Below are 25586 nucleotides of genomic sequence, written 5' to 3' on the forward strand. Positions count from 1 at the left end.
TCGTTATTCCACTGTGACCGATTTCGCCAGATTGCGCGGCTGGTCAACATCGGTGCCCTTGGCGACCGCAACATGATAGGCCAGCAATTGCACCGGAATGACGTACAGGATCGGGGCGACGAAGGCGTCGGAGACTGGCATGCGCACGGACCAGCGGCAGCCGCGGCCCAATTGGGTCAAGCCATCACGGTCGGTGAACAGCAGAACCTGGCCACCGCGGGCGATGGTTTCCTGCACGTTTGATGCGGTTTTTTCGAACAATTTATCGTGCGGGGCCAACACGACCACCGGGACCTTGTCATCAATCAGGGCGATGGGGCCGTGTTTCATTTCACCAGCGGCATAGCCTTCGGCATGGATGTAGGAAATTTCTTTCAGCTTCAGCGCACCTTCCAGTGCGATCGGATACATGGCCCCACGACCGAGATACAGAACATCGCGCGCCTCGGCGATTTCACGGGACAATTTTTCAATCGTCTGCGCCGTATCCTGCAACACGGAGTTCACGAGAGACGGCAATTGACGCAGGGAATCGGACATCGCACCAACGGTTTTGGCGTCAATCGCACCTTTCTTCGCGGCGGTGCCGAGAACGAGGCAGGCCAGTGTGGTTAATTGCGTTGTAAACGCCTTTGTCGACGCCACGCCGATTTCCGGACCGGCCAGCGTGTGCAACACCATATCGGATTCGCGTTCAATCGTGCTTTCGATCGTGTTGACGATGGACACGATTTTCTGGCCCTGGCGTTTGCAGTAACGCAAGGCTTCCAGCGTATCGAGCGTTTCACCCGATTGCGACACGAACAACGCCACACCACCTTCCGGCATCGGTGCTTCGCGATAGCGGAATTCGGACGCCACATCGATTTCAACCGGAATGCGGGCAATTTGTTCGAACCAGTATTTGGCCACATGGCAGGCATAAAACGCCGTGCCACACGCCACCAGCGTCAGACGCGACGCATGGGCCACCATATCAACCAGATCGGCAGGCAGCGTGATTTCACGCGTAGCCGGGTTGATGAAGGAGTTCAGTGTGTCACCAATCACGCTCGGCTGTTCAAAGATTTCCTTCAACATGAAGTGGCGATATTCACCCTTGCCCGTCGTTTCACCGGATTGCGCGGTGATGCGGATCGGGCGGGAAATTTCTTTGCCCTCACGGTTGTAAATGGTGACACCGCCCGCATTGACGCGAATGCGGTCGCCATCTTCGAGGAAGCAGATTTTTTTGGTCAGCGGGGCCAGTGCGTAAGAGTCGGAGGCCACATACATTTCACCATCGCCATAGCCAACAGCCAGCGGCGTGCCCTGACGCACACCGACCATCAAATTATTTTCATTGGCAAAAATAACGGCCAGCGCATAGGCCCCTTCCAGACGGTCGAACGCGGCATTGGCGGCACTGACCGGGTCCATACCCTGTTTCAGATGATGGTCGACCAGATGGGCCACAACCTCGGTATCCGTTTCGGTTTCGAAACGGCATTGATGTTGTTCCAGTTCCGCCTTTAACGCGGCGTAGTTTTCGATGATGCCGTTATGCACCACCGCCACGCGTTCGGTGGCGTGCGGGTGAGCGTTACGCTCCGTCGGACCACCATGGGTCGCCCAGCGTGTGTGACCAATCCCAATCGGGCCACGCACCGGCGCTTTTTTCAACCGTTCATCCAGATTGATCAGCTTGCCCTCGGCACGCAGGCGTTCAATCTTGCCATTGTCCAGCGTGGCGATCCCGGCGCTGTCGTATCCGCGATATTCCAGACGGCGCAAGCCATCCACCAAACGCTGGGCCACATCACCCTTGCCAACAATACCAATAATTCCGCACATCTTTTTGTTTTCCTTTTCGGAGGTTAAGAATCCGGCGCGCACGCCGTTTGGGTCAGGTCAATTATTTCTTCTGCTTCTTCGCCCGGAACTTTGCCGCCCAGCCCGCCAGCATGCGGGGTTCGGCGCGTTCGACGAACAGGGCATCATCGGCGACATCCTTGGTAACCGTCGCCCCGGCGGCAATATAGGCCCCTTTGCCAATCGTGACGGGGGCGACCAACGTAACGTTGGACCCGACCATGGCATGATCACCAATCACCGTTTTGAATTTTTCAAAGCCATCGTAATTGGCCGTGATCGCGCCGCAGGAGAAATTGACCCCGGCCCCCACATCGGCATCACCGATATAGGCCAGATGGCTGGCCTTGGCCCCATCGTGCAAATGGGCGTTTTTGGTTTCGACGAAATTGCCGATCTTAACCTTGGCCCCCAGTTTCGTGCCGGGACGCAGACGCGCAAACGGGCCCACGGTGCAACCCGCGTCAATACGGGCCCCTTCGATATGGCAGAAGGCTTCGATGACGACATTGTCCCCAACGGTCACGCCGGGGCCGAAAACCACATTCGGGCCGATGACAACATCACGGCCAATTTTTGTATCGTGACAGAAAAAGACCGATGACGGGTCAATCAACGTGGCCCCGTTATCCATCGCGGCCCGGCGCAAATTTTTCTGGGCAATCGCCTCAACCACGGCCAGATCGGCGCGGGAATTTACGCCCGCGACTTCATCCGCGTTGTATAAAATGCTGACGCGGGTTTTAACCCCTTCGCGCGCGGCAATTTCGGGCAGGTCGGTAATGTAATATTCGCCTTGCGCATTGTTGGTTTGCAGCTTGTCCAGCCAACCGGATAATTTCGTTCCATCAATGCAGAACGCGCCGGTGTTGCACAATTTGATGGCGCGTTGTTCCGGGGTTGCGTCTTTGTCTTCAACAATTTTGTTCAACGTGCCATCGGCATTCATGACCAGGCGACCAAAGGCGGGTGGATTTTTATATTCAACACCCAAAACGGCAATGCCCGTGTGCGCATCATGGCGGCGCGCCTCGATCAAACCTTGCATCATCCCGGTGGACAGCAATGGCATATCCCCCAGCAGAACCAGAATATCACCATCAAAATCCTTGAGCGCGGGCATGGCAGCACGCACGGCATCACCCGTTCCCATCGGTACTTTTTGAATGGCGGTGGCATGGGGTGCAACGGCATCGGCCACACCCGGCGCATCCGGCGCGGTGACCACGATAATTTTATCCGGCGACAATTCTTCGACCGAACGCAACAGCCAGTTGATCATCGGACGTCCGGCGATTTCGTGCAGCACCTTCGGCTTGGCGGATTTCATCCGTTTGCCCTGACCAGCGGTCAGGATCACACAGGCAAGTTTCGAAACGGGTTGAGCGGAAGATGGGGTCATTGGGCTTGAAAACTCATTCACTTTAAAAACAATGCGGCCTTAGTCTTTATTGCCCCGGTGGCGGCGCAAAACAAGTCACATCATGTTGCAAAGCATTTCACCAAATCCCCCCAAAACCCCAACAAAAAACCGGAAAAAACCATTCGCCCCGAACAAAACCGGGGCGAATCAGTATATTATCCTTTTATATCAAATAATTAGTCCGATTGAGCCAGGGTCGTCGCCCCATCGGTATAGCCCACCAAATGCATAAACATGGTGCCATATTCCGATGTCACCCGCACCTTCACCGGAACGGCCGGCTTGTCGGGGGAAACTTTTGCAAACCACACGGTCGGCAATTTGCCCTTCATGCGGCCCTGTTCCTGGATCGACATCCAGCCGCGTGGTTTTTTATGCCATTCCCCGGCCACCGGAGTCACCTCGACCACACAGCGTTGCGACGGGCCACCATACACATTGTAGCGTGATGCGTTCAGTTGCTCTTCACCCTCCAGACGGAATTTCATGGCGAAGCGGCGTTTGCCATCAAAGACTTCCGATGATGAATCACAGGATTGCCCGGCGGCAATATCCTGCATCACATCCAGCGTAGCGGTCAGGACATCAATCGTTCCCTGAGTCAGTTCCGCAGGCGGCAAATCACGCTCCACCGTGCTGTCCGGGTCGCGCACGGTATAACCGACGAAATCCCCGTTTTTATTGTAGTTATATTCCTTCACTTCCTCTTCCTCACGCCAGATGGCGGAGGACCGGTGCAGTTCCGGACGAACGCCGTCCTTCATCTGCCACCCCTGTGTTTCGAATGTGCCATCCCACGGGGCCAGCGCGCGCAGGAAACCCTTGGTCCCGGCGCTGAACGATAAATTATATTCGCTGTCTTCCGGGGCATAGACATGCAGAGTCGCGGCCACGGCGTTCACACCGCCCGCGTAAACTTCGTATGTCAGTTGTTGCGTTCCGGGTTTGAACACGGCCTTTTGTGCCGTGGCCGCCGCATTCACGCCGCCCGTCACCGCCAGCACAACACCCGCAACAACGGACAGAACAGCGCCCTTAATCATAAAATCCCGGGGTGCGGATAATCGTGCCGCCAAGACCTGTTTTGAAAATTGCCAGACCGTCTTTGTCATCGGAAATCCCTCCAAGGTCAAAATCCCGAATACCCCTTTGTTTCAGTATAACAGATGAATCCCACAAAAGAAGGTGGTGCGCGTGATATTCGCGGCCCACATCCGTCGTCCACCCAATCTGATATGTGGCGGAAGCCCCGTGAATCAACAGCATAACCATGGCAATGGTTTCATTGTGCGCCCGCACCGCCCCCACCAAAAGGTTATTTGTGGCAAAAAATTGGCGCGCCAGCGCGCGCACCATCTTCACCGACGGCCCCGGATAACCGCGCAAGGTCCGGTCGGCGTGATAACCGGCAATCGCTTCATCAATGGTGCGGGGCGTCGTGGCCCAATCAATATGCAGGGCCGTGTTCTTTTGCGCCTTGGTCAATTCGTTGCGCCAGCTTTTACGCAAACGCGCCCGCCGCGCATCATCATCGGGGTCCAGATCCAGCCAGACGGTTTGATAAGATGATCCGCGCGCACGCAACCCCGCACGGACAAGCGCTTGACGCATTTCGGGTGTATCAGGCACTTCCGGAATAAAGCGGCGACGGCGACCCAGACGACGCGGTATGGCGCGATGAAATGCATTAAAAAAGGCCGCAACATGATCCGCCGTGCCGAAACCGGGCAACCACACCGGCCCACGGTCCAGATGCACACCATGCAGGAGGTTCCCCGGAAAGGCCGTTTCCAGAATTTGCACCAATCCGGCCTCAACCCCATCGATCTCAATCACACCCCAGCGCGCCTTTAGCCCCAACACGGGGCACGCCGCACGGGCATAATCGTAGGATTGCAACAGACTGGCCCGCCGCGCGGATGCGAAGCGTTCATTCCATTGATCCAGCGACAGCACATTCCATCGGATGAGACAGGCGGGAGGCGCAGTTTCGCCTTGCATTCACTTGGTCCTGAAGGTTTGATAGGCGGTATGACACACGATCCGAATCATACACAAATTAAAGCGCTTGTCGAACAGGGATGGGACGCACGCGACACCCTGAACCCCGGTACGACGGGTGATGTGCGCAATGCCGTGGTTGAAACGCTGGAGTTGCTGGATAACGGCCACCTGCGCGTTGCCGAACCCGTTGCGGGCGATTGGGTCGTGCATCAATGGGTGAAGAAGGCCGTGTTGCTGTCCTTCCGCCTGAACCCCATGGCATCCATTCCCGGCGGCCCGGGCGGCGCGCATTGGTGGGACAAGGTGCCCAGCAAATTTCACGACTGGGACGCCGATGATTTTCACGCGGCGGGTTTTCGCGCCGTGCCAGGATCAATCGTGCGCCATTCCGCCCATATCGCCAAAAATGTCGTCCTGATGCCCAGCTTCGTCAATGTTGGCGCGTTTGTGGATGAGGGCACGATGGTCGATACATGGACCACCATTGGATCGTGCGCGCAGATTGGCAAAAACTGCCACATTTTTGCGGTGTTGGCATTGGCGGGGTATTGGAACCATTACAGGCCGACCCCGTCATTATCGAGGATAACGTTTTCATCGGCGCGCGCAGCGAAGTGGCTGAGGGTGTGCGCGTTGAAACCGGGGCCGTATTGTCCATGGGCGTGTTCCTGGGCGCATCAACCAAAATTATCGACCGTGACAGCGGTGAAATTTTCATGGGCCGCGTCCCAGCCTACAGCGTCGTTGTTCCCGGTACACTGCCCGGCAAGCCCTTGTCCGATGGCACACCGGGCCCGGCGTTGGCCTGTGCGGTGATTGTGAAACGGGTTGATGAACGCACCCGATCAAAAACCGCGATCAATGAATTATTGCGCACATAGATTTTCAACATAAGGATTTTCCAATGACCGACGCCCTCGCCCTTGCCCGTGATCTGATCCGTTGCCCCAGCATCACGCCAAAGGACGAAGGGGCGCAGGCGTTGCTGGCCCGTACGCTGGGCGGCCTGGGCTTTACCTGCACCGACCTGCCCTTTGGTGATGTGCAAAATTTGTTTGCCCGCCGGGGCACGGATGGTCCGCATCTGTGTTTCGCCGGACACACGGATGTCGTGCCCGTGGGCGATGAACAATCATGGTCACACAGCCCGTTTGGCGGCGCGGTCGCCGATGGGAAACTCTATGGCCGCGGGGCCGCGGACATGAAGGGCAACATTGCCGCCTTCATCGCCGCCACGGCCGCTTTCGTTCACAATCACCCGGATCACAAGGGCTCGATCAGCTTGCTAATCACCGGGGACGAGGAAGGCCCGGCGGTCAACGGCACCGTCCGCGTGCTGGACTGGATGGCGAAGAATGGCCACACACCTGATGTCTGCATCGTTGGTGAACCATCCAACCCGAAAGAAATGGGCGACGAAATTAAAATCGGCCGCCGTGGGTCGCTCAGCGGTACATTAACCGTGCGCGGGAAACAGGGGCACGTGGCCTATCCACATCTGGCCGACAACCCGGTGCCGAAACTGGCGCATTATCTGGTTGCCTTATCCGATACGGTTTTGGATGCGGGCAGTGCGCATTTTCCGGCATCCTCTTTGCAGGTCACCAATGTTGATATTGGCAACAAAGCCGAAAACGTTATCCCCGCCCGTGCGACCGCCACGTTCAATGTGCGGTTTAACGACCGATGGGATTTTGAAACGCTGGAAAATAAAATCCGATCCATCCTCGACCGCGTTGGCCCCGATTACGATATCGAATTCCGCCGTGGGGCCCATGTATTCATCACTGCACCCGGCGAATGGACAGGTTTGGTGCGCCAGGCCGTCACCGATATCACTGGAAAAACCCCGGTGATGAGCACGGCGGGCGGCACATCCGATGCCCGGTTTGTCAGCCAATATTGCCCGGTGGTGGAATGCGGCCTGATCAATGAAACGATCCATCAGGTGGATGAACATGTGCGCATCACCGATCTGGAAACACTGACCGCCATTTATGGCCGCGTGCTGGAAAAATACTTCCTGGGCTAAGCCCCCAGCCCCCAGCCCTCAGTAATCAATCCGCACCAGATACAACCCATCCGGCGGAGCCGTGGGGCCGCCCGCGCGGCGGTCGCGTGCATCAAGCGCGGTGCGCACCTGATCGGGGGTCCATTTGCCATCCCCAACCATAGCCAGCGTACCGACCATGTTGCGCACCTGATGGTGCAGGAAGGATCGCCCCTCGACATGGAATTCAATATCCTGCCCCGGCCCGGCGACGCAGGGTTTGGCGATGATATCCAGACGGTCGAGCGTGCGCATCGGGGATTTTGCCTGACAATCCGTATCGCGGAATGTTGTAAAATCATGGTGGCCCAGCAAATGCGCCGCGCCCGCGCGCATGGCATCCACATCCAGCAGACGCCGCACATGCCACACCAGCCCTCGTTCAAACGCGGGCGGGGCCGGACGATTGAGCAGGCGGAAAATATACAATTTGTTCGTGGCCGAGAACCGGGCGTGGAAATCATCCGCCACCGCTTCAGCGTTCAGGATCACAACCGGCGTGTCCCGCAAATGGGCGTTCAGCGCCTTGGTCAGGTCGTATCCCGTCAGCGCGCGGTTTCCGTAATCCAGATCAAAATGGGCCACCTGCCCCCGTGCATGAACGCCAGCATCGGTGCGGCCCGCAACATGGATGGTGATGGCTTGCTGGCAAAAGTTCTGGATTGCGGCCTCGATGGCGGCCTGCACGGACGGGATGCCTTCTTCCTGCCGCTGCCAGCCGGAAAAGGGGCGTCCGTCATATTCAATGGTTAATTTCCAGCGTTGTTGCATAGCCCGGCGCTTTCAGCCTAATCTAAACCCCATCAACGACGCCCCACCATAAACGAGGGCGCGTGACACAGGGAACTATCGCGTTTTAGGTATGAAAGTCAAAGATCTTCACATTCTGGACCGCCATTATTGCGTCCATGCCGATGCCTATCTGGTCATTGGCACGGCGAAAAATGCGCGCCGTTTGCCCGGTACCATCACCGGATGGCACGCCCGCGGGGATGAGACGCTGTATTACAAGCGTCATTTCCTTGATGCCGACAGCGCCCATATTCATTTCGATGCCGAGATGGTGGATACAGACGCCATCATCGATAATATTTTCAGCGTCGATCGCCAGCAGCAAGCCGTTTACGATTGGGAAGATCGAGTCATTGTTCCTCATGGCCGGATTATCACGGCCAAGGACGCCCGCGCCATGATCGCCCGCGTTGCCGATGACAATGATATGCCGCGACCGAAGCTGGTGTGGGAAGAACACACAAATCATTCCGAATATGATGAATGCGACAACCGCGTGCATTTTGGTCATCGCGATAGCATCAGCCTGTTACACGAACTCGCCCACGCCTTGTACCACGAGCGCCGCGATGGTGAAAAATTCGCAGACCACAGCCCTGGCTTTGTCTGGACCGCAATCGAGCTCTATCATCGTTATGCGGGCGTTGACCTGCAGCTGCTGATTACATCGGCCATGCAGGCCGATATTATCGGAGACTTGAAATCGATTCGCCACATTCGCGATCTGTCAATTCCTATCGTTGAACAGGCAATGGCCAACGATAACACGGCCACACCCAAGGCCGTCGTGCGGACAAAGAATGGGCCGCGGCCATGAGCATGAAAAAAGGGCAATTGAAGAAGGCGTTCAACGCACCCCGCTTGCATGTGCCGCATATTGATGAAATTTTTTCATACACCCACCCGATCAGCGGCGCGAAACTGTTGATGGGGCACATGCACAAGCCCGTTACAACAGCCAATGGAACAACCTATGACGCACCGTTCGTCGTGGCGTGGGTGCCACCGGGACGGGTTAATATTACGCAATTTTCATTATACAAACACGCGTCCGTGGCCTTGAAAGGCTACACACGGTTGCGCAGCCATGCGCACGGCCCCGGACCGCACAGCGCCTTTGCCCGTGATTTTCAATGCGCCACAGTTTATGGCTGGGAAGCCCGCATTCTGGATCGCGGCACGCCGCAATTGGATGACGAAGCGATTGAAAACATGATCTGGCGCGTGGCGGATGATTTCAATATGGCCGCCCCGGCGGTGAAGGTTGACATCAACCCCAAACTGAAACATCCCAGCAGTTTTTATGTGCCGGACAAACACCGCATCCGTATGCGGGACCGGGGGTTGAGCCATGTCTTGCACGAAGTGGCCCACGCCATCGACATGACCATCAATGATAATCAATGGAGCGCCCACGGCCCCAGTTTTGTGCGGACGCTTCTGGTGCTGGCTGAACGATATCAGGGATTTGATCAGGCCACGCTGGAAAAATCCGCGCGCAAGGCCGGGATTCAGATCGCCGATTTGTCCGATTTAAAAAACCTGAAACCGCGCGCGGCTTAGCCGGGGATCAGGCAGACCCCAACACCGCACCAACATTCAAAATCCCGCCATTGATCGCGGCGAATGAATCCATCACCTTGCCATTTTCGGGGTGCACCTGCATCAGGCGCAGAACGCGGCCATCACCGCAGGCCACACGGCCATCACGGTCGATCAATGTACCCGCCGATTCATGCGACCGCATATCTTCAAGCTGGGCATGGACGATTTTAATGCGACGGGCATCACCATTGGATGTCCACACGCCCGGCCACGGGTTCAGGGCCCGGATTTGTTGATCAATTTCAGCGGCGGTTTTACCCCAATCCACACGCCCATCATCTTTTTTCAGCATCGGGGCATAGGTGGATTGCGCATCATCCTGTGGCGTCATATCAATGCGCCCATCAATCGCCAGACGATCCAGCACCGGCACAATCATATCCGCCCCCATGGCGGACAACGCATCGTGCAATTGCGGCGTAGTCGTGGTGCCGTTCAATTTCATGTCGCGCATGGCGATGACCGGGCCAGTATCCAGCCCCTCGCACATTTGCATGATGGAAATGCCGGTCGATTCATCCCCCGCCCAGATGGAGCGTTGAATGGGTGACGCCCCACGCCAGCGCGGCAACAAGGACGCATGGATATTGATGCAGCCATATTTCGGCGCATCCAGAACATCACGCGGCAGGATCAGGCCATAGGCCGCCACAACCGCCACATCTGCACCCAAAGCCTTAAACTGCGCCCGCGCGGCATCATCTTTTTTCAGGGACAGTGGATTGTAAACTGGAATCCCCGCATCCAGCGCCGCGGCATGCACGGGGGATGGTTGCACCTGCTGGCCCCGGCCCTTTGGGCGCGGCGGTTGGCTGTAGACGGCGACGACGCTGTGATGCGAATTCAAAATGGCTTTCAGCGCCGGAACGGAAAAATCCGGCGTGCCCATAAAGACCACTTTTAAACCTTCGCCATTGCTCATCTTACAAAACCTGTTGGCCCTTTTGCAGTTTGGCCAGTTTTTTCATGATCATGTCGCGTTTCAATTTCGACAGATGGTCGATAAACAAAACGCCGTCCAGATGGTCGATTTCATGTTGTACGCAATGCGACAACAGGCCCGAGGCCTCCATCTCCTGCCCCTGGCCGTTATAATCCAGATATTTCACCCGAACGATGGCCGGGCGTTGCACCAATGCATATTGCCCCGGAATGGACAGGCACCCTTCTTCCATCTCGCTCGGCTCTTCGGATTTAAAAATAATCTCCGGGTTCACCATATAGATGGGGTTGCGCTTCACATCTTCGCCCTCGTCGGCCCGTTCGGACAGATCCATGACCAGAACGCGGTTCAACAACCCGATCTGGTTCGCGGCCAGTCCAATGCCCGGTGCGTCATACATGGTGTCCAGCATGTTATCCATCTGGCGGCGCAGGGCATCATCCACCGTTCCCACTTCGGTCGCGCGTTGTTTCAAAACCGGATCGGGAACAGTCACAATGGGCAGAATCGTCATTTTTTTATGTCACTTTCACTACACTAAAGAGGTATGCCGGATACCGGACGGGTCAAGAATTGGCGGTCACGGTTAAACGGCGCGGTTGATCTTCGATTTCCTTCAATTCGGGCAGATCGCGCCCGCCGGTTTGCACCTGTTTGTCCTTTAATTTCCGCGCGGCGGGCAACACCATGCGTTCCAGCGAACCGACGGCGTCGTTATAGCTGCCCAATGCGCCGGACAGGCCCTTGCCCACCTTCTCCAGATGTTCACCGAATTTCGTGATGCGGGAAAACAGATCACCGCCCAGCGTCGCAATCTCCGCCGCGTTCTGGGCCAGGTCGGCTTGCCGCCAGCTTAAGGACACGACGCGGATCAACGACATCATCAAAGTCGGGGACGCGATGATTACATTGCGCCCGGCGGCAAAATCGACCATGCCCGGATCGGCGCGCAAGGCCATGGAAAACAAATGTTCGGACGGCAGGAACAACACCGTGAAATCGGCATTGGTGCCATCGACATTTTCCCAATACCCCTTGCGCCCCAACGCAACGATATGATCGCGCACACGTTTGGCCAGATTTTGGATGATCGCATCATCATCAACATCATTGCCAGCCAGTTGGTCGGCAATATCATTGATCGGCGCTTTGGCATCGACGATGATTTGCAAACCATCATGCAGGCGGATCACCGCATCCGGGCGCTGCCGCCCGCCATCATTGGTGGACACCGCCACCTGTGATTCAAAATGCACGCCGCGGATCAGGCCGGATTTTTCCAGCAAACCATCCAGAATATATTCACCCCAACGCCCCTGCGCCGCCGGATCACGCAATGCGCCAACCAGCCGCGCCGTTTCGCGGGACAGGGATTGCAGATCATTGCGCAGGGCATTGTCCGTGCCCTTGATCTGTTCCACCGCGCCGCCCAGCATTTCCAATTGTTTCTTGATCGGGTCAACCAAAGTGGAAATGGCCAGTTGGCGTTTTTCCAAATCATGCGCGGTATCGTTTTGCGCCTGTTTCAATTTTTCCTGCGCCAGGGTCAGGAATTGCGTTTGTGAATCCTTCAAAGCTTCGGCGGCCAGTACGCGGAATGTATTCTCCATATTGACGCTCGCGCCCTGCGCCGCATCAATTTGCGCCTGTAATGTGGCGGCTTCTTTCTCCACCGTGGACAGGCGTTTCATCATCACCAGCGCGACAATGGCCGCACCCGCAAGGACACCAGCCCCCGCGCCAATCAGAAACGCCATCATGTCGATGTTGGAAATCATTTCGCTCAATCCCTTTTGTATACTAGAATAATAAGCTGTAAGGATTATTCATACAATGCAAAACACTTTTAAAACGACCCATTTTCAATCCGGTAACGCCATGATTTACGTCCTGATCGTGGTGGCGTTGTTCGGGGCCTTGACCTTCGTCCTGTCGCGCCAGACGGATACGGATGAATCCAACACGCTGGCCCCGGATCGTGTGGCCGTCCTGACCGGGCAGATCATGAATTACCCCTTCACCGTCAAACAGGTGCTGGACATGATGGAATCCACGGGTTCAGATGCGGACGAACTGGTCTTTACCCTGCCGACCGATGCGGGTTTTAACGATCCGGTTTTGGCCAACAACGTACACAAAGTCTACCATCAGGCGGGCGGCGGGTTAAACCCGACGCAAATTCCACCCGAAGCCGTGGGCGAAGGCACGGGCCTGCCGGCGGCGGGATGGTATCTGGGCCGGTTCAATAACTTCGAATGGTCGAACGACCCGGCGAAAAACGAAGTGGTGCTGGCTGCCTATAATATTCGTCAGGAAATTTGCGCGGCGATTAACACAAAACTGCTGGGCGATCCCACCATCCCCGTTACATCCAATCCGCGGCAATATTTTGTCGAAGGCGTTCACTGGGGCGGCGGCACAAACGCCACGCTGGAAATCGCCGATTGCCCGGAATGCGAAAACCATTTGCAAATGTGCGTCAGTGACGGCGGCAGCCCGGCGGTCTATGTGTATTACTCACTGATGATCAATCAGTAAGATTAACCTCCGATCAATTCCAGAATGGCAACCTGCAGATCAGGAATGCCCGTGCCTTCGTCCGAACTGGTCGGCAGAACGAAGGGGAAAGCGGATGGGTGTTTTTTCAACGCCGCTTCGACCTGTTCCGTGGTTTTTTTCAATTCCTGAAAACCGGCCTTGTCCACTTTGGTCAGCACGATCCGCGCGGACACGCCCGCCGCATCCAGCATCTTGATCAAATCCAGATCAACCTGTTTCAAACCGTGGCGGGAATCGATCAATACAAACACACTGCGCAACGATGGCCGCCCGCGCAGATAGCTGAAAATCAGATCATCCCATTCCTGACGCATCTTCTTGGACACTTTGGCGTAGCCATAGCCCGGCATGTCCACCAACCAGAACACGCCGCCCAGATCGAAGAAGTTCAGCTGTTGCGTCCGACCCGGTGTATTGGATGTGCGCGCCAGTGTCTTTCGCGCAGTCAGCGCATTGATCAGCGATGATTTACCCACGTTCGACCGCCCGGCAAAGGCGATTTCCGGCGCCCCTTCGGGTGGCAGGCCGTTCAAATCCATCACGCCCGCAAAAAATTCGCACGGTCCGGAAAAGAGTTTCCGGATCGTGGCAATCTGTTCAGGCGTCAGGTTCTTATCGCTCATTTCTTCTTTTTCTTTCGCGGGGAGACAGGCTTCGGCCCATCTTCATCATCATGACCGAACAGGGCATCTTCCACCTGTTCTTCCAACAACTCGGCACCGGGGTGCACAACCGGACCTTCGGCAACCATCTTTTCCATCTTCTTTTCTTCCGGCGTGCGCTGGAAGAACTTCACTTCGATGCCCATGGACCGGTTGATGATATATTGCTGCAGGATCGACAGCGCGTTGCTGAACGTCCAGTAGATCACCAGACCCGACGCAAAGCCCGCCATGATGTAGGTCATGAAATACGGCATGAACGCCAGCATCTTCGCCTGGATCGGGTCCTGCGGCGGCGGGTTCATGGATTTCTGCAGGATCATGAAGAACAGCATCAGGCACGGCCAGACACCAATCATCAGGAAGTCCGGCACGTTGTACGGCAACAGACCAAACAGGTTGAACAGGGATGTCGGATCGCGCATCGACAAATCCTGAATCCAACCAAAGAACGGCGCATGACGCATTTCGATGGTGACCGACAACACCTTGTACAAGGCGAAGAAGATCGGAATCTGGATCAGGATCGGCAGGCACCCGGCCGCCGGATTGACCTTTTCACGACCATACAGGGCCACCAGTTCTTTCTGGAGCTTTTCTTTGTCGTGACCATATTCTTCACGCAAAGCCGTCATTTGCGGAGCCAATTGCTTCAGCTTGGCAAAGGACCGGAACGACGTGTTGGCCAGCGGGAATACGGCGGCACGCAACAGCAATGTGAAAATCAAAATTGCCACACCAAAATTGCCCGTCACATGGCCCAGCCAGGTCAGGAAATAGAAGAACGGTTTCGTCATGAAATAATACATGCCGAAATCCACCGCCAGATCGAAGTGCGGTACATCCAGGCGGTCTTCGTACAGGTCAAGGATACGAACCTTTTTCGCGCCGGCATACACATGCGACACAAATTCAACCTTCTCGCCCGCGCCAACCACACGTTCGGTGCCCATCATATCAACCTGATAATGCGGTTTCGCATTCGGCGTGGCGGCTGGTGTGGATTTGAAGCTGTATTTCATCGCTTCGCCCTGCACCGGCAACAGGCTGGTCAGCCAGTATTTTTCCGTGATGCCGATCCACCCCGTCGGGGCGTTGTATGACATTTCATTTTTCTTGCCGAGGTCTTTGTACGTTACTTCGTGCAATTCGCCGCCAATGTGGCCGATCGGGCCTTCGTGCGCGATCCATGTGCCGGTGAAGTTTTCCGGCATGCCCTGCATCGCGACCAGGCTGTATGGATACAAACGGGCCGTTGCGCCGCCGTTGTTCACAACACGCTGGGTCAGGGTGATGACGAAATGATCGTCGATGCTGTATTCACGTTCAAAGGTCAGGCCCGCGCCATTGTTCCATGTCAATGTTACCGGCTTATCCTTGGTCAGGGTCGGCGTGCCGCCGCCTTTGACGCTCCAGCGTGTATCTTTGCCCGGAACCTTCACGCCGTCATTTGCGGCGATCCACCCGGCTTCGGCATATTTCGGGTGCGGGGTGCCCGCCGGGCTCATCAACACGACATGGTCGGACCCGCCCAGCGTTTTGAAATAATCGGTCAGGGAAATATCGTCGATGCGGTTGCCCACCAGCGGCAGCGTGCCAAAAATCTGACCGTTGTCGATTTTCAATCGCGTGCTTTCGCCAATCACAACATCGCGCGGGCGTTCAACCAGCGCGTCGACCGCATTCGGCGCGCCATTAACCGCGGCGGCGCGGGCGATTTCCTGTTGCGCGCGCATCGCTTCGACCTTCGGCTTCATCACAAAATGATCAAAGGCGAAATACATCGCCAATGAAATGATCAGGAAGATCACCAGATTGCGGCGATCATCGGGGTGCATTTGATCATTCGGGTTCATCATGTTCGGGCCGGAATTTTTTGCCATTTTGGTCTTTCGCGCACACCCGCCGGGGGTGGCCTCCTTCACAGTCGAGAAAATCTACGCTGGTGCGTGGTTATGCAACAGTGGGGCGGTTATAGCCCAACACCGGGACGCAATCAAACATCGCGGTCCATATTCACGTCGGGCACCGGGTCAATGGCGGGCCGGCGGCTCCAGGGGTGGCACGACGCAATCCGCCGCGCCGCCAGCCATCCGCCCTTCAACGGGCCAAACCGTTCAATCGCCTGCACGGCATAGGTGGAACAGGTGGGGTGAAACCGGCATTGCGGGCCGCTTAAAGGGGATAAAACCCACTGATATCCCTTAATCAGGGCGATCATCACACGTTTCATTGGGGTTTTTCCGCCTGTTTTGCCCGCAAACGGCGCAAACACCAGCGAATATCCTTCACCAACTGGTCAAACGGGGCCGTTTCGGCGGCCAGACGGCCAATCACGACAATATCGGTGCGTTTCAGGTCGGCATGTTCCCCGGTCAGGGCACTGGCCATGGCGGCGCGCAGGCGACGTTTGATCCGGTTACGGCCCACGGCGGTTTTTTCGGTTTTTTTGGTCACGGTCAGGCCGTAATTCGGACCAGAAGCCAAAGGGTCAGCCCCAGATTCCAAAGGCGTGTCCGCAATCTGGATAATCACGGTGGGCGAGACCCATTTCTGGCCACCGGCGCCCACGCGCAAAAAATCAGACCGCCTTTTCAGGCGGCCGATCATAGTCATGTCTTCGCGTTTAACCAGCATGTCGCGGCGATCCCTTTCAAAGGATCCTCCAGCCACGGGCCTTCCACAAACGGGAAGATTAAGCGCTCAGGCGCTTGCGGCCCTTGGCGCGTCGGTTGTTCAAAATCAAACGGCCAGCTTTCGTGGCCATGCGGCTCAGGAAGCCGTGGCGACGCTTGCGGATCAGTTTGCTCGGTTGGTAGGTGCGCTTCATCGTCGGACGCTCCGGCTTGGGTGTTCAAAAATTCCATCAAAATCCCCGGAATTCCGTAAATATTTCCGTCCGGGAACGCGTTGTTATACAGACCCCACCCATGGCTGTCAACGACTTGTGTGGATAAGTTACGCCCCCGCCGGGCCCCTTTTGGATTAACCATAATTAAAATACTGAAATGGCTATGAAAAAACACTTTCTTAACCCTTTCCGGCCTATGCTCTTTTTGAAAATCAGGGGCTTGCACCTTGCCACGTGTCTGGCATGATAGCTTCAGGTTTAACCTCAAATCTTCACCCGGCCATTCAGGTTGGGGAAAATTGCATAAAGGCCAAATACCTCATGTACAATGATAATAACTGGAACGCCGTGACCGGTGCCGAACTCGAAGGCTTTCTGGAGCAGGTCAACCCGATCGCCGGGAAATACCGTACGGCCGCCACCAGCACACAGGTCGCATGGCGCGCCCTGCCCTTCTATGACAATGTCGTGCTGATCCGGGTCAAGGATCCGTCCTGGCCGCCGTCACTCTTTATCTATTACCTGACCGAACAGGGGAACCTGTACTGGTTGAACGGCACATCACCGCCGATCCATGAAGTGAACGCGAAGGCGCCGATCAAGTTGAACGAGGAAAACATCCTCGAATATCTGCGCTTCTTCTGCTTCTTCGTTCGTGGCGAAGAAGGGCCGTTCCTGATCGCCGAGTCCATGGATGACCCGGATATGCCGCGCAATATGGACGCGCAGACCCGCTCTGTGATCGAAGGTTCGATCCGTCCGGCCACGTATGAGGGCCGCAACGAACAGGGCTTCTATCTGTGCGACGCCGTGGTGTTTTATTCCAACGCGCTGTTTATCGCCAACTTCGCGGTTCAACCGACCGGCATGATTGAAATGCTGGACGACGAACCGATCGCGGGCGATTTGCCGATCCGTGTGGACGCACCCGTCGCATAACGCGCACATGCCATAATCAATAAGAACCCCCCGCGATAACGTGGGGGGTTTTGTTTTGCCCCTTCGCGTGCCATTCGATTGCAGGCCCCTTCGCTTTCCATTAAAATTTTATGGAACCGATTCGCGAAAGAACAATGAACAAGCACGCCGCGATAATCCTGACATTCATGACGATGGTTGCAGTGCTGGGCACCGCGCCACCCACCCGCGCCGCGACGGACGGGGCAATCCCCTTTGCCGGGTTCAAGGGCCTCAGCACGTCCGTCACCAGCTTTCACCGCTGGATCGACAACCCGATGAATAAAACCCCGCCCGCCTATGCGGGATTGTCCGACGATGTCATACAGGATCATGGCCATGACCGCCCCTTTGCCGAGTCCATCGGCCTGCAGGTCGGCACATGGTCCGTAACCGGCGCACAAACAACACGCAGCGCATCGTTCGCCGCATCATCGGGCGGCGGGGATGTGCAAACCACAATCGGTTTGGTTCAACTGTCTTATGATTTTAATTTAGGTCCTGATTCACGGGCCAAACCCTATGTCAGTGCCGGGGCCGGGATTGCCAACCATGAAATATGGAAGGGTGGAATCAACACCAACGGGCTGGACGCCGATGACCGCATCGTCACCCCCGCATGGCAGGTTGGAGGCGGATTGAATTATCGTTTGACCGACCAGCTTTGGTTTAATGGTGCCTATCGCTTCACGGGCACGCCTTCGCTGCGCGATGATGGATATAATCTGGGCGGGAATGATCACCAGATGCGGATGGGGCTGACCTATGAAATGTCTGCGGGCCGCATCATCGCAAAAACGCCGGCGGCGGGCGATCGCGCCCCACCACCGCCGTTTGCGGATTGATTATAACGCGGCTTCGTCTTTTTCCCCAGTGCGGATGCGCACGGTGTGGGACAGGTCATAGACAAAAATTTTCCCGTCGCCGATACGGCCCGTATTCGCGGCCTTGGAAATCGCCTTGATCACCTTGTCTTCCATGCCGTCGGCAATGGCGACTTCGATTTTAACCTTGGACAGCAGGGTCGGGGCCGTTTCGGATTTACCGCCATCCGGCGCGCTCTTGTCGGACACACCGCGTTGGCGGCCATAGCCACGCACTTCGGTTACGGTCATGCCCTCAACACCCATAGCCAGCAGGGCCTCGCGCACATCGTCCAGTTTGAACGGTTTGATTACGGCCATCACCATCTTCATGACAAAATCCTCAACTTCCTTTACAAAGGGTACACAGTTTACGCCAGATGGGTTTGATCATAGCAGAGAGCCAAAATCAATCCCATGGTCCGGACACAGGAGCCACCCCCGATTATGCACAGCAATCAACGCCGCACTGCGAAAGGCCCAACCACAAACACCCACGACGTCATTATTATCGGTGGCGGGTTGGCGGGCGGGACACTGGCGGCCCTGCTTGGCACGCATGGCATCCATGTTGCCTGTATCGATCGGGATAACCCAAAGGCGACATTGGATGCCGGGTTTGATGGCCGCACCACCGCCATTTCGTGGGGGTCGCAAAAAATTCTGCGCGCGGCCGGCGTGTGGGACGCATTGGAACCGCACGGATGCGCGATCCGCGACATTGAAATTCTGGATGGGGACAGCCCGACCCTGTTGCATTTCGCCGCGGACGAAGTGGGCGGTGAAAGTTTCGGATGGATCATTGAAAACCGCTTGATCCGCTCCGCCTTGTTTGACCGCATGGCTGCCTTGAAGACGGTCGACCACATTGCTCCGGCGGGGGCGCTGTCATTTGAACGGGATGACGATTCAATTTCCATCATTTTGGATGACGGCCGCACGCTGAGCGCCGCTTTATTGATTGGTGCCGATGGGCGCGGATCGAAAACACGCGAATGGATGGGCATCGAACAACGGTTCTGGGCCTATGACCAAACCGCAATTGTGTGCACCGCCCGTCACGAGGCCCCGCACAACCACATCGCCGTCGAACATTTCCGCAGTGAAGGTCCCTTCGCCATCCTGCCGATGCAGGATGATACGGACGGCACGCACCGCTCCTCCATCGTCTGGACCGTGCATGGCAAGGATGTGAATGACATTCTGGCCTACACACAGGACGTGTTTGACGCCGCATTGACCGCACGATTTCCGGATCGTTATGGGTCGGTGCAACAGATGGGCAAGCGGTTTTCATTTCCCCTGACCCTGAACCACGCGCATGATTACATTGCCGATCGCATGGCGCTGGTCGCCGATGCGGGCCACGGCATTCACCCGATTGCGGGACAGGGTTTAAATCTAGGCCTGCGCGATATTGCCGTGTTGGCCGATTTGATTGTTGATGCGCACGCGGCCGGGGACGACATTGGGCATGCCGATCTTCTGCAATCCTATCAACGGCAACGGCGCGCCGATAACATGGCCATGGCGGGAACAACGGACACGCTGAACAAATTATTTTCCAACCGATCGCGCACATTGTCGCTGGCACGCAAGATTGGATTGCGCGCGGTATCGCGGATTAAGCCTGTGAAAAATTTCTTTATGCACCAAGCCATGGGTGCGGCCGGGTTGTTGCCCGACCTGATCCGTGATGCGCAACGGAAGATTTAGACACTAGCCCAGCATCGGGTTCATGCCGGGCTGTGCGCCCGGTTGGGATTGGGGTTGCGGTTGGCGTTGCTGCTGTTGCAAGGCGGCATCCACCTCGGCACTGGCGCCCGGAATGCGGCGTGGATCGGCAGGTTCAACACCGCCCGTTTTCGGATCAACCACCGCCAATTGCCCTGAAAACCCCGTCGCCGCCATGGCCTGACCCGCGACGGATCCGCCGGGTGAGTTCATCGACAACATTTGCCCCGATGCGCCCATCATGCCCATCACGGCATTCATCAGGCCCATAACCAAATTCATGATCCCGCCAGCCAGACCAGACAGATCAAAATTTCCGCCCTTAAACTGGTCCATAAAACCACCCAGGCCTTCGCTTAACTGCGCCATCATATTTTGGCCCTGCATCGCCTGATCCAGAATATTCATGGCGTTGCCCGGGTTGGCGGCGATTTGATCCGCCACCGCGCCAACCGCGTCGGGATTTTGATCAATCATTGTGTTCAGTTTCACAAAGAACTGGGGATCAGAGTCCGCCCGCTGGGCCAGTTGTTCCAGACCCGAGCCATTGTTTGCACCACCCAACGCCGTAACCGCGGCCGAAAGGCGTTCGTTATTTTCAACACGCTCAATAAATTCCGCGGCCCCGGGCATGGCCATCATGCGGGTCAATGCGCCATCATCCTGTGACGCGGCAGCCATCGGAAAAACGCCTGTTGTATTTGCGGCACTGGCCATCACCCCAACGGGGGCGGCACCAACGGCGGATTGGTCCGGCTTTGTGCCATCCACTTTCGGGGCGGCGGGCGCATTCACGGCGGAATTCAATTCCGCCACTTTCTGCGCCATCGTTGCAGGGTCTTTCATCATCCCCGGCACCGCATCCGCCAAAAGGCCCGGATGGTTGGTAGCCAGATTTTCAATCTGGATGCGGAATGTCGGATTCTGCATATTTGTTTCCAGCGCCTGCACACCAGGCCGGCCTCCGGCCGAAAACGCATCGGACAAGCGTTGATAGTCCGGCGCACGGTCCATATTCTGGTCCCAGGCGGCGTCAACCTTTTGCATCAGACCATAGGTCTTGGGTGCAAAATTACTGAGGTAAAATTCCTGCGCTGAATCGAGACGCATAACCTGATCCTTTTTCCCTTATCAGGAATGATAAATTCCGGTTTCGCGAACCATCAACGGTAAAACGCCGACATCGGCAACCTGACGATTCTTCATGTACACAGTGTGAATTTCGCGCGCCTTCAGCAAATGTTTGCGAAAGGGCTTGTGAATGGGCATCCCCAGATCGTGCAGGCGGCCCGATTGTGACATCAACACCAGCGTCGCCGCATCGGCATCATATTCGGCCCACATCATGACATCGCCAAACGGCCTGTCATGCGCGATCCAGACTTTTTGATTTTCATTGATCATCAGCGCAACGTCCATGCGTTGCGCCAGCGGCCGATCCATCGGTGAATCCGCAGACACCGCGCGCGGCGCAAAAATATCGTCGAAGGATGTGGCCTGACTCATCGTTATCCGCCCCTAGGAATACGGGACCTTTTCGCCCCTTTTTATCACCTTCAAAATACAGAAAAGGTGTTAAAAAACCCTTAGAATGGCGGATTTTTCTTTATTTTTAGGGGGTTGTTACTTCTTCGGATCCTTCAACCCTTCCAACCCGTCCGAAAACGGCAGGGGCAGGACCAGGGACGGCGGATTGGCTTGAATCGCCGGGATGGACAGGTTGAACCGGTTCAGCTCCACCTCCGGCACAGGCATCCCGTTGAACCGCGCTTCGGCCAGGGCCAGCCCCACCTGTGGATCAGGCCTAAATACACAATCCAGCATGCCACGCGTATGGTTCCCGAACGGGTTGACTTCGGTATAGTGCAAACGGATCAGCGGTTCCCGAATTTCCACCTGATTGATGCTCAATTCATGCGGATAGGATACGCGTTGTTCCAGAAAAACACGGCACAGGCCAAAGGCCGGCGGCCCCTTTAACGGCTGGAACCCCAACCACATGATAAAGACAAAGAATGCAAAGCCGGCATAAGCGGCCGTTTTCTTGCCGCTGATTTTTGTCTTCGGTTTTTTTTCAATGCCCGCGCCGGATTGTGCCATTACGTATTCACTTCGGATTTATCCAGTTTTTGCTTACCGGCAGCGACCAGCTCCTCGACGATTTCCTCCATCACGGCGGACATCAGGGCGGATTTGGCTTCGCCTTTATCGGCACGCATCATCACGCGGCGTTTGATTTCACTGCGCGCACTGCCACCGGGGAAGTTGGCCGCCAGCATCTGCCGCGCCCGACCCGCACCCAAACGGGTGTAAAGACGATTACGGATCACCACATCTTCCGCCGAAGTGGACAACGCCCACAATTCAACCGGACCCAGCGTGTTGATCAAATGCTGTTCATAACGCCCTTCGTTCGTACCCAGAACGAACAGAGCCGGAGCCCCGCCCGCGCGCGGACCCGTCAGTTTAAAGCGGATAATATTCTTCGCCGTATCCGACAGACCGAAACGATCACGGATGTTATCAACGGCGGTTTCAGAAATGGCCGCCCCCAGAACCCACACACCGGTGGCCAGGTCGATCATGTCGTCATCAAAGTCATCCAGCAATTGCGACGCCAGAACGATCTGCACGCCGCGCTTACGGCCTTCACGCACGTCACGGATCACCTGTCCACGCACGGCGGACGAGCTGGATGTCCGGTGGAATTCGTCATAGCACAGACGCTTCGGTGTTTCGGCCAGATCCTGGAGCTTTTGCTCGTGGTACAGGCGGTATTTTTCAGGAATGAATTGCAGGGAATCCATACCCATCCACCAGCTGCGCACCAGCACGTGACGCGCCAGCATGTACATGATGGAGGTTTGGCGATCCGCCGTTTCATCACCCTGCGGGCACACATCCATCAAATCGAGCGAGCAAACGCGCGTGTTGCTGATGTCAAACTGTGTCACCGATGACAAAATTGGATATTCGCGTGTGGCGGAGGTAATCATCCGCTCAAACGCGTTGATCACGGTTTCCGAACTGAATCCAACCGATGTTTCTTCCAGCAGAGACCGGATTTGCGGACGGCGCGATGCCGTAATCGCATCCGACAGTGTCGGAACGGCGTGGCGCTGCGCCAGCGCGGCAATGTGATACTGGCCAATATCGAACATCTTATCGACCACATCCCACCAATACGGATCGGCGGGCAGGTGGATGTTGTATTTCTGGATCGCATCGTCAACTTCGTTGTCCAGGCGTGGCAGATACGGGCGCGGTTCGGCGTTGGCCGCCACATCGTCACGCCAGCGATACATTTCATCCACGACCATACCGGCCAATTGCTGAATCCCGTCATAGGGTTTTTCATGGCCCGGCGGCGTACACAGCAGGGTCAGCAATTCAACCAGGTAACTGCGTTCATCCATCAACGGCTGGCGGCAGCCCAACTGGGTATCAAACGGGTTCACCGCATATTGGTGCGCCATTTGCAGACGGTAATAGGCCGCTTCGTGCGCGCGGTTGGGCGGCAGAGCTTCCTTCACCAGCGAGATCAGACCGGATGATGACGGACCAATATCGATGACCGCCACATAGGGCAGTTTCGACAGACCCGGCGACAAACAGGTGCCAAGGTTCAGCGTGTTGACCAGAACCGATTTACCTGCACCCGGCTGAGCAAAGATCAAATCGAACCAGGTGGTGGTCAGGTTTGTACCAGTTTGATACGGCCAAGCCTTACCATCCGGCGTACGGAACAGCATCGCGCCAAATTCAAACGGGCTGGACGGGCGCTGCCATGGCAGCAATTTCATGACTTCGCGCATTGGCGCAACAGCCGGTGGTGCCGTGCCCGCGCAATGAATCCCCATGGCGGAGGACATCACACAATCCAGCGGATCGCCGGAAAATTCACTGACCTGGCAATAGCCCCAGGATTCAACAGCCTGCACCAAGGTCGACAACCGATCCTGGACCAGATCCATCCGATCCCGCGGCGCCCAGGTGGCGAAGGAGACGCGCAAACGCACAACCGGTTCGTTGCGCGACATCGCCTCGAGACCTTCGAGGGAGTATTTAATCTGTTTGTTCAGCGCGTTGGTCACACCCAGAATGGTCGCCGCGAATGCACGGAACGCCATCGCCTGAGCCCCACCGCCCTCAATCAGGAAGGAAATGCGATACGGGATACCCGCATCAAACAAACGGTTCAGCAACATCGGGAACGGGCTGGCTTCCATCGGGCCCAGCGTCATATCCGCGCCGGCCCACAGGCTGTCACCCATCTGCACAACGGATTCGTTGACGATGCGCGCATCACCCACCGCCAGTTGCTGACGCAGTGGCGGCCAGATTACATCGGACATGTCCGCACTGCTGAGCGGCGCGCGCGGCGCAATCGGATCACCCGGCAGGCTGGCCCGCCATTTTTCGTTGGCCTTGTCCGGATACAAATTGTCACGCACGGCGCGCAGGGCGTCATGCACTTCCAGTAACGTGCTCTTGATCCCCAATTCATCCAAAGCGGATAAAATAGAGGTCACATAACTTTTGTGACGGTTGCGCAACGCATCCAGTGCCGCGAGTGGGTTTTGGCCATAGCCCGCATTGATCCAGACTTTTTCCTTGGACTCTTTGCCCGCGCGCTCCATCTCTGTTTTGCTGAGCACGCTTGGACGCGTCCACAAAACGAAATAGCATTCTTCATACGACAGATAGCGTGACATATGCCGCACGCGTTCATCGAACAGATCGTTCAAATCCAGATCGCTGGCTTCCGCCGTTTGGCGGCTGGGACGAATTTGGCGATTGAGGTAGGGCACAACACGATCGGGATCGCGGACGAAGAAAACTTGTAACGCCTGACCGGCGCGGTCAAATCGCGCGCCAATTTTAATCGTCGCGGCATCGACCAGGAATTTATATTCCTCGTCACCAATAACCTGGCGACTGCCATCCACTTTGATCACGGAAACCAGAGAGCCATCTTCGGCCACCAGCGTGCGTTCGTCATCCGCTGTTTCCAGACGGATAAAACTTTCAACTGATTTGCGCAGTGCCACCTGAAACGGCATCAGCAATTTTTGTAAATATGAAGCCATTGATACAAACGTATGTGTTGTGAAGCCCGGGAGTTGGGCAAGGCCGGTCCGCCCCGAATATGGGACATCATTATTTATACTGGATTTACGCCGCAGCCCAAAGCGCAGAAATACAAAAGTATGAAATAGAAAAATCCGAAGGCCCGGACAATGGCGGAGCAAGGGGCGGGGCAAGAGGTAGGGCAAAAAGGGGCGCGATCAA

General features: G+C 56.3%; 25 protein-coding genes and 1 pseudogene. 8 read left to right on the forward strand and 18 right to left on the reverse strand.

The features are described 5' to 3' along the window. Positions 1-3: 3 nt before the first annotated feature. The 4 genes from glmS to A11S_RS11275 all read right to left on the reverse strand — a co-directional run bounded on the left by glmS (position 4) and on the right by A11S_RS11275 (position 5275). A complete protein-coding gene (gene glmS / locus A11S_RS11260) occupies positions 4-1833 on the reverse strand; it encodes a glutamine--fructose-6-phosphate transaminase (isomerizing) (protein WP_015468637.1) in 1830 nt (609 codons plus the stop codon). Positions 1834-1894: 61 nt separating this feature from the next. After that, positions 1895-3253, reverse strand: coding sequence for a bifunctional UDP-N-acetylglucosamine diphosphorylase/glucosamine-1-phosphate N-acetyltransferase GlmU (glmU, locus tag A11S_RS11265; RefSeq protein WP_041802777.1), 1359 nt, complete (start codon positions 3251-3253; stop codon positions 1895-1897). Positions 3254-3450: 197 nt separating this feature from the next. Next, positions 3451-4317: a DUF3108 domain-containing protein gene (locus A11S_RS11270; protein ID WP_015468640.1), complete on the reverse strand. Its 867-nt coding sequence runs from the start codon at positions 4315-4317 to the stop codon at positions 3451-3453. Further along, positions 4310-5275 carry a GNAT family N-acetyltransferase gene (locus A11S_RS11275; RefSeq protein ID WP_051054903.1) on the reverse strand — a complete coding sequence of 322 codons (966 nt, stop codon included), beginning with the start codon at positions 5273-5275 and terminating at the stop codon, positions 4310-4312. The genes A11S_RS11270 and A11S_RS11275 overlap by 8 nt, the downstream gene beginning before the upstream one ends. Positions 5276-5305: 30 nt before the next feature. Between A11S_RS11275 and dapD the strand changes: the two are divergent. Both dapD and dapE read left to right on the forward strand, forming a co-directional pair. Beyond that, positions 5306-6159: pseudogene (gene dapD, locus A11S_RS12265) on the forward strand (2,3,4,5-tetrahydropyridine-2,6-dicarboxylate N-succinyltransferase). A 23-nt stretch (positions 6160-6182) separates the two neighbouring features. Then, the gene (gene dapE, locus A11S_RS11285) at positions 6183-7310 is read left to right on the forward strand and encodes a succinyl-diaminopimelate desuccinylase (RefSeq protein ID WP_015468644.1); all 1128 of its coding nucleotides are present in this window, start codon (positions 6183-6185) and stop codon (positions 7308-7310) included. A gap of 18 nt (positions 7311-7328) precedes the next feature. Here dapE and truA read toward each other — a convergent pair whose 3' ends face one another. After that, the gene (gene truA / locus A11S_RS11290; RefSeq protein ID WP_015468645.1) at positions 7329-8099 is read right to left on the reverse strand and encodes a tRNA pseudouridine(38-40) synthase TruA; all 771 of its coding nucleotides are present in this window, start codon (positions 8097-8099) and stop codon (positions 7329-7331) included. Positions 8100-8190: 91 nt separating this feature from the next. Here truA and A11S_RS11295 point away from each other — a divergent pair, with 91 nt between their 5' ends. Both A11S_RS11295 and A11S_RS11300 read left to right on the forward strand, forming a co-directional pair. Next, the gene (locus A11S_RS11295) at positions 8191-8937 is read left to right on the forward strand and encodes a hypothetical protein (RefSeq protein ID WP_015468646.1); all 747 of its coding nucleotides are present in this window, start codon (positions 8191-8193) and stop codon (positions 8935-8937) included. Further along, positions 8934-9683, forward strand: a complete 750-nt coding sequence (locus A11S_RS11300; protein ID WP_015468647.1) for a hypothetical protein — start codon at positions 8934-8936, stop codon at positions 9681-9683. The genes A11S_RS11295 and A11S_RS11300 overlap by 4 nt, the downstream gene beginning before the upstream one ends. 7 nt (positions 9684-9690) lie before the next feature. Here A11S_RS11300 and fmt read toward each other — a convergent pair whose 3' ends face one another. The 3 genes from fmt to rmuC are packed head-to-tail and all read right to left on the reverse strand — an operon-like array spanning position 9691 to position 12446. After that, positions 9691-10647 (reverse strand): methionyl-tRNA formyltransferase, encoded by a 957-nt coding sequence (fmt, locus tag A11S_RS11305; protein ID WP_015468648.1) that lies wholly within the window; start codon positions 10645-10647, stop codon positions 9691-9693. A 1-nt stretch (position 10648) separates the two neighbouring features. Continuing rightward, a complete protein-coding gene (gene def, locus A11S_RS11310; protein WP_015468649.1) occupies positions 10649-11182 on the reverse strand; it encodes a peptide deformylase in 534 nt (177 codons plus the stop codon). A gap of 52 nt (positions 11183-11234) precedes the next feature. Then, the gene (gene rmuC / locus A11S_RS11315; protein ID WP_015468650.1) at positions 11235-12446 is read right to left on the reverse strand and encodes a DNA recombination protein RmuC; all 1212 of its coding nucleotides are present in this window, start codon (positions 12444-12446) and stop codon (positions 11235-11237) included. 55 nt (positions 12447-12501) lie between these two features. Here rmuC and A11S_RS11320 point away from each other — a divergent pair, with 55 nt between their 5' ends. Next, positions 12502-13206 carry a hypothetical protein gene (locus A11S_RS11320; RefSeq protein WP_015468651.1) on the forward strand — a complete coding sequence of 235 codons (705 nt, stop codon included), beginning with the start codon at positions 12502-12504 and terminating at the stop codon, positions 13204-13206. 2 nt (positions 13207-13208) lie between these two features. Here A11S_RS11320 and yihA read toward each other — a convergent pair whose 3' ends face one another. From yihA to rpmH, 5 genes are all read right to left on the reverse strand, one after another. Next, complete coding sequence (gene yihA / locus A11S_RS11325; protein ID WP_015468652.1) at positions 13209-13850, reverse strand: ribosome biogenesis GTP-binding protein YihA/YsxC; 642 nt, start codon at positions 13848-13850, stop codon at positions 13209-13211. Then, the gene (gene yidC, locus A11S_RS11330; RefSeq protein ID WP_015468653.1) at positions 13847-15772 is read right to left on the reverse strand and encodes a membrane protein insertase YidC; all 1926 of its coding nucleotides are present in this window, start codon (positions 15770-15772) and stop codon (positions 13847-13849) included. Before yidC ends, yihA begins: the two co-directional genes overlap by 4 nt. Before the next feature lie 113 nt (positions 15773-15885). Next, positions 15886-16122, reverse strand: coding sequence for a membrane protein insertion efficiency factor YidD (gene yidD, locus A11S_RS11335; protein ID WP_015468654.1), 237 nt, complete (start codon positions 16120-16122; stop codon positions 15886-15888). Continuing rightward, complete coding sequence (gene rnpA / locus A11S_RS11340) at positions 16119-16526, reverse strand: ribonuclease P protein component (protein ID WP_015468655.1); 408 nt, start codon at positions 16524-16526, stop codon at positions 16119-16121. The genes yidD and rnpA overlap by 4 nt, the downstream gene beginning before the upstream one ends. 58 nt (positions 16527-16584) lie before the next feature. Beyond that, positions 16585-16719, reverse strand: coding sequence for a 50S ribosomal protein L34 (rpmH, locus tag A11S_RS11845; protein ID WP_014103938.1), 135 nt, complete (start codon positions 16717-16719; stop codon positions 16585-16587). A 342-nt stretch (positions 16720-17061) separates the two neighbouring features. On the opposite strand from rpmH, the gene A11S_RS11350 reads away from it, so the two are divergent. Both A11S_RS11350 and A11S_RS11355 read left to right on the forward strand, forming a co-directional pair. Further along, positions 17062-17679: a hypothetical protein gene (locus A11S_RS11350; protein ID WP_014103939.1), complete on the forward strand. Its 618-nt coding sequence runs from the start codon at positions 17062-17064 to the stop codon at positions 17677-17679. 134 nt (positions 17680-17813) lie between these two features. Next, complete coding sequence (locus A11S_RS11355; RefSeq protein ID WP_015468656.1) at positions 17814-18542, forward strand: outer membrane protein; 729 nt, start codon at positions 17814-17816, stop codon at positions 18540-18542. Here A11S_RS11355 and A11S_RS11360 read toward each other — a convergent pair whose 3' ends face one another. After that, entirely contained in the window at positions 18543-18893 is a 351-nt protein-coding gene (locus A11S_RS11360) for a P-II family nitrogen regulator (protein WP_015468657.1), read from the reverse strand. It abuts the gene before it with no gap. Between the two features lie 114 nt (positions 18894-19007). Between A11S_RS11360 and A11S_RS11365 the strand changes: the two genes are divergently transcribed. Further along, on the forward strand, positions 19008-20276 hold the full coding sequence (locus A11S_RS11365) for a UbiH/UbiF/VisC/COQ6 family ubiquinone biosynthesis hydroxylase (RefSeq protein ID WP_015468658.1): 1269 nt from the start codon (positions 19008-19010) through the stop codon (positions 20274-20276). A 3-nt stretch (positions 20277-20279) separates the two neighbouring features. On the opposite strand, the gene A11S_RS11370 is transcribed toward A11S_RS11365, so the two are convergent. The 4 genes from A11S_RS11370 to A11S_RS11385 all read right to left on the reverse strand — a co-directional run bounded on the left by A11S_RS11370 (position 20280) and on the right by A11S_RS11385 (position 25384). After that, a complete protein-coding gene (locus tag A11S_RS11370) occupies positions 20280-21404 on the reverse strand; it encodes a hypothetical protein (protein WP_015468659.1) in 1125 nt (374 codons plus the stop codon). Between the two features lie 21 nt (positions 21405-21425). Continuing rightward, the gene (locus tag A11S_RS11375; protein ID WP_015468660.1) at positions 21426-21800 is read right to left on the reverse strand and encodes a hypothetical protein; all 375 of its coding nucleotides are present in this window, start codon (positions 21798-21800) and stop codon (positions 21426-21428) included. A 117-nt stretch (positions 21801-21917) separates the two neighbouring features. Next, on the reverse strand, positions 21918-22394 hold the full coding sequence (locus A11S_RS11380) for a hypothetical protein (protein WP_015468661.1): 477 nt from the start codon (positions 22392-22394) through the stop codon (positions 21918-21920). Then, the gene (locus A11S_RS11385) at positions 22394-25384 is read right to left on the reverse strand and encodes a hypothetical protein (protein WP_015468662.1); all 2991 of its coding nucleotides are present in this window, start codon (positions 25382-25384) and stop codon (positions 22394-22396) included. The genes A11S_RS11380 and A11S_RS11385 overlap by 1 nt, the downstream gene beginning before the upstream one ends. Positions 25385-25586: the final 202 nt, after the last annotated feature.

The sequence above is a fragment of the Micavibrio aeruginosavorus EPB genome, assembly GCF_000348745.1.
Taxonomy (GTDB): Bacteria; Pseudomonadota; Alphaproteobacteria; order Micavibrionales; family Micavibrionaceae; genus Micavibrio; species Micavibrio aeruginosavorus_A.

Bases quoted from the DNA above. Each gene is read 5' to 3' on its own strand.
- glmS (WP_015468637.1), bottom strand. From the start codon at position 1,833: ATGTGCGGAATTATTGGTATTGTTGGCAAGGGTGATGTGGCCCAGCGT.
- glmU (WP_041802777.1), bottom strand. From the start codon at position 3,253: ATGACCCCATCTTCCGCTCAACCCGTTTCGAAACTTGCCTGTGTGATC.
- A11S_RS11270 (WP_015468640.1), bottom strand. From the start codon at position 4,317: ATGATTAAGGGCGCTGTTCTGTCCGTTGTTGCGGGTGTTGTGCTGGCG.
- A11S_RS11275 (WP_051054903.1), bottom strand. From the start codon at position 5,275: ATGCAAGGCGAAACTGCGCCTCCCGCCTGTCTCATCCGATGGAATGTG.
- dapE (WP_015468644.1), top strand. From the start codon at position 6,183: ATGACCGACGCCCTCGCCCTTGCCCGTGATCTGATCCGTTGCCCCAGC.
- truA (WP_015468645.1), bottom strand. From the start codon at position 8,099: ATGCAACAACGCTGGAAATTAACCATTGAATATGACGGACGCCCCTTT.
- A11S_RS11295 (WP_015468646.1), top strand. From the start codon at position 8,191: ATGAAAGTCAAAGATCTTCACATTCTGGACCGCCATTATTGCGTCCAT.
- A11S_RS11300 (WP_015468647.1), top strand. From the start codon at position 8,934: ATGAGCATGAAAAAAGGGCAATTGAAGAAGGCGTTCAACGCACCCCGC.
- fmt (WP_015468648.1), bottom strand. From the start codon at position 10,647: ATGAGCAATGGCGAAGGTTTAAAAGTGGTCTTTATGGGCACGCCGGAT.
- def (WP_015468649.1), bottom strand. From the start codon at position 11,182: ATGACGATTCTGCCCATTGTGACTGTTCCCGATCCGGTTTTGAAACAA.
- rmuC (WP_015468650.1), bottom strand. From the start codon at position 12,446: ATGATTTCCAACATCGACATGATGGCGTTTCTGATTGGCGCGGGGGCT.
- A11S_RS11320 (WP_015468651.1), top strand. From the start codon at position 12,502: ATGCAAAACACTTTTAAAACGACCCATTTTCAATCCGGTAACGCCATG.
- yihA (WP_015468652.1), bottom strand. From the start codon at position 13,850: ATGAGCGATAAGAACCTGACGCCTGAACAGATTGCCACGATCCGGAAA.
- yidC (WP_015468653.1), bottom strand. From the start codon at position 15,772: ATGGCAAAAAATTCCGGCCCGAACATGATGAACCCGAATGATCAAATG.
- yidD (WP_015468654.1), bottom strand. From the start codon at position 16,122: ATGAAACGTGTGATGATCGCCCTGATTAAGGGATATCAGTGGGTTTTA.
- rnpA (WP_015468655.1), bottom strand. From the start codon at position 16,526: ATGCTGGTTAAACGCGAAGACATGACTATGATCGGCCGCCTGAAAAGG.
- rpmH (WP_014103938.1), bottom strand. From the start codon at position 16,719: ATGAAGCGCACCTACCAACCGAGCAAACTGATCCGCAAGCGTCGCCAC.
- A11S_RS11350 (WP_014103939.1), top strand. From the start codon at position 17,062: ATGTACAATGATAATAACTGGAACGCCGTGACCGGTGCCGAACTCGAA.
- A11S_RS11355 (WP_015468656.1), top strand. From the start codon at position 17,814: ATGAACAAGCACGCCGCGATAATCCTGACATTCATGACGATGGTTGCA.
- A11S_RS11360 (WP_015468657.1), bottom strand. From the start codon at position 18,893: ATGAAGATGGTGATGGCCGTAATCAAACCGTTCAAACTGGACGATGTG.
- A11S_RS11365 (WP_015468658.1), top strand. From the start codon at position 19,008: ATGCACAGCAATCAACGCCGCACTGCGAAAGGCCCAACCACAAACACC.
- A11S_RS11370 (WP_015468659.1), bottom strand. From the start codon at position 21,404: ATGCGTCTCGATTCAGCGCAGGAATTTTACCTCAGTAATTTTGCACCC.
- A11S_RS11375 (WP_015468660.1), bottom strand. From the start codon at position 21,800: ATGAGTCAGGCCACATCCTTCGACGATATTTTTGCGCCGCGCGCGGTG.
- A11S_RS11380 (WP_015468661.1), bottom strand. From the start codon at position 22,394: ATGGCACAATCCGGCGCGGGCATTGAAAAAAAACCGAAGACAAAAATC.
- A11S_RS11385 (WP_015468662.1), bottom strand. From the start codon at position 25,384: ATGGCTTCATATTTACAAAAATTGCTGATGCCGTTTCAGGTGGCACTG.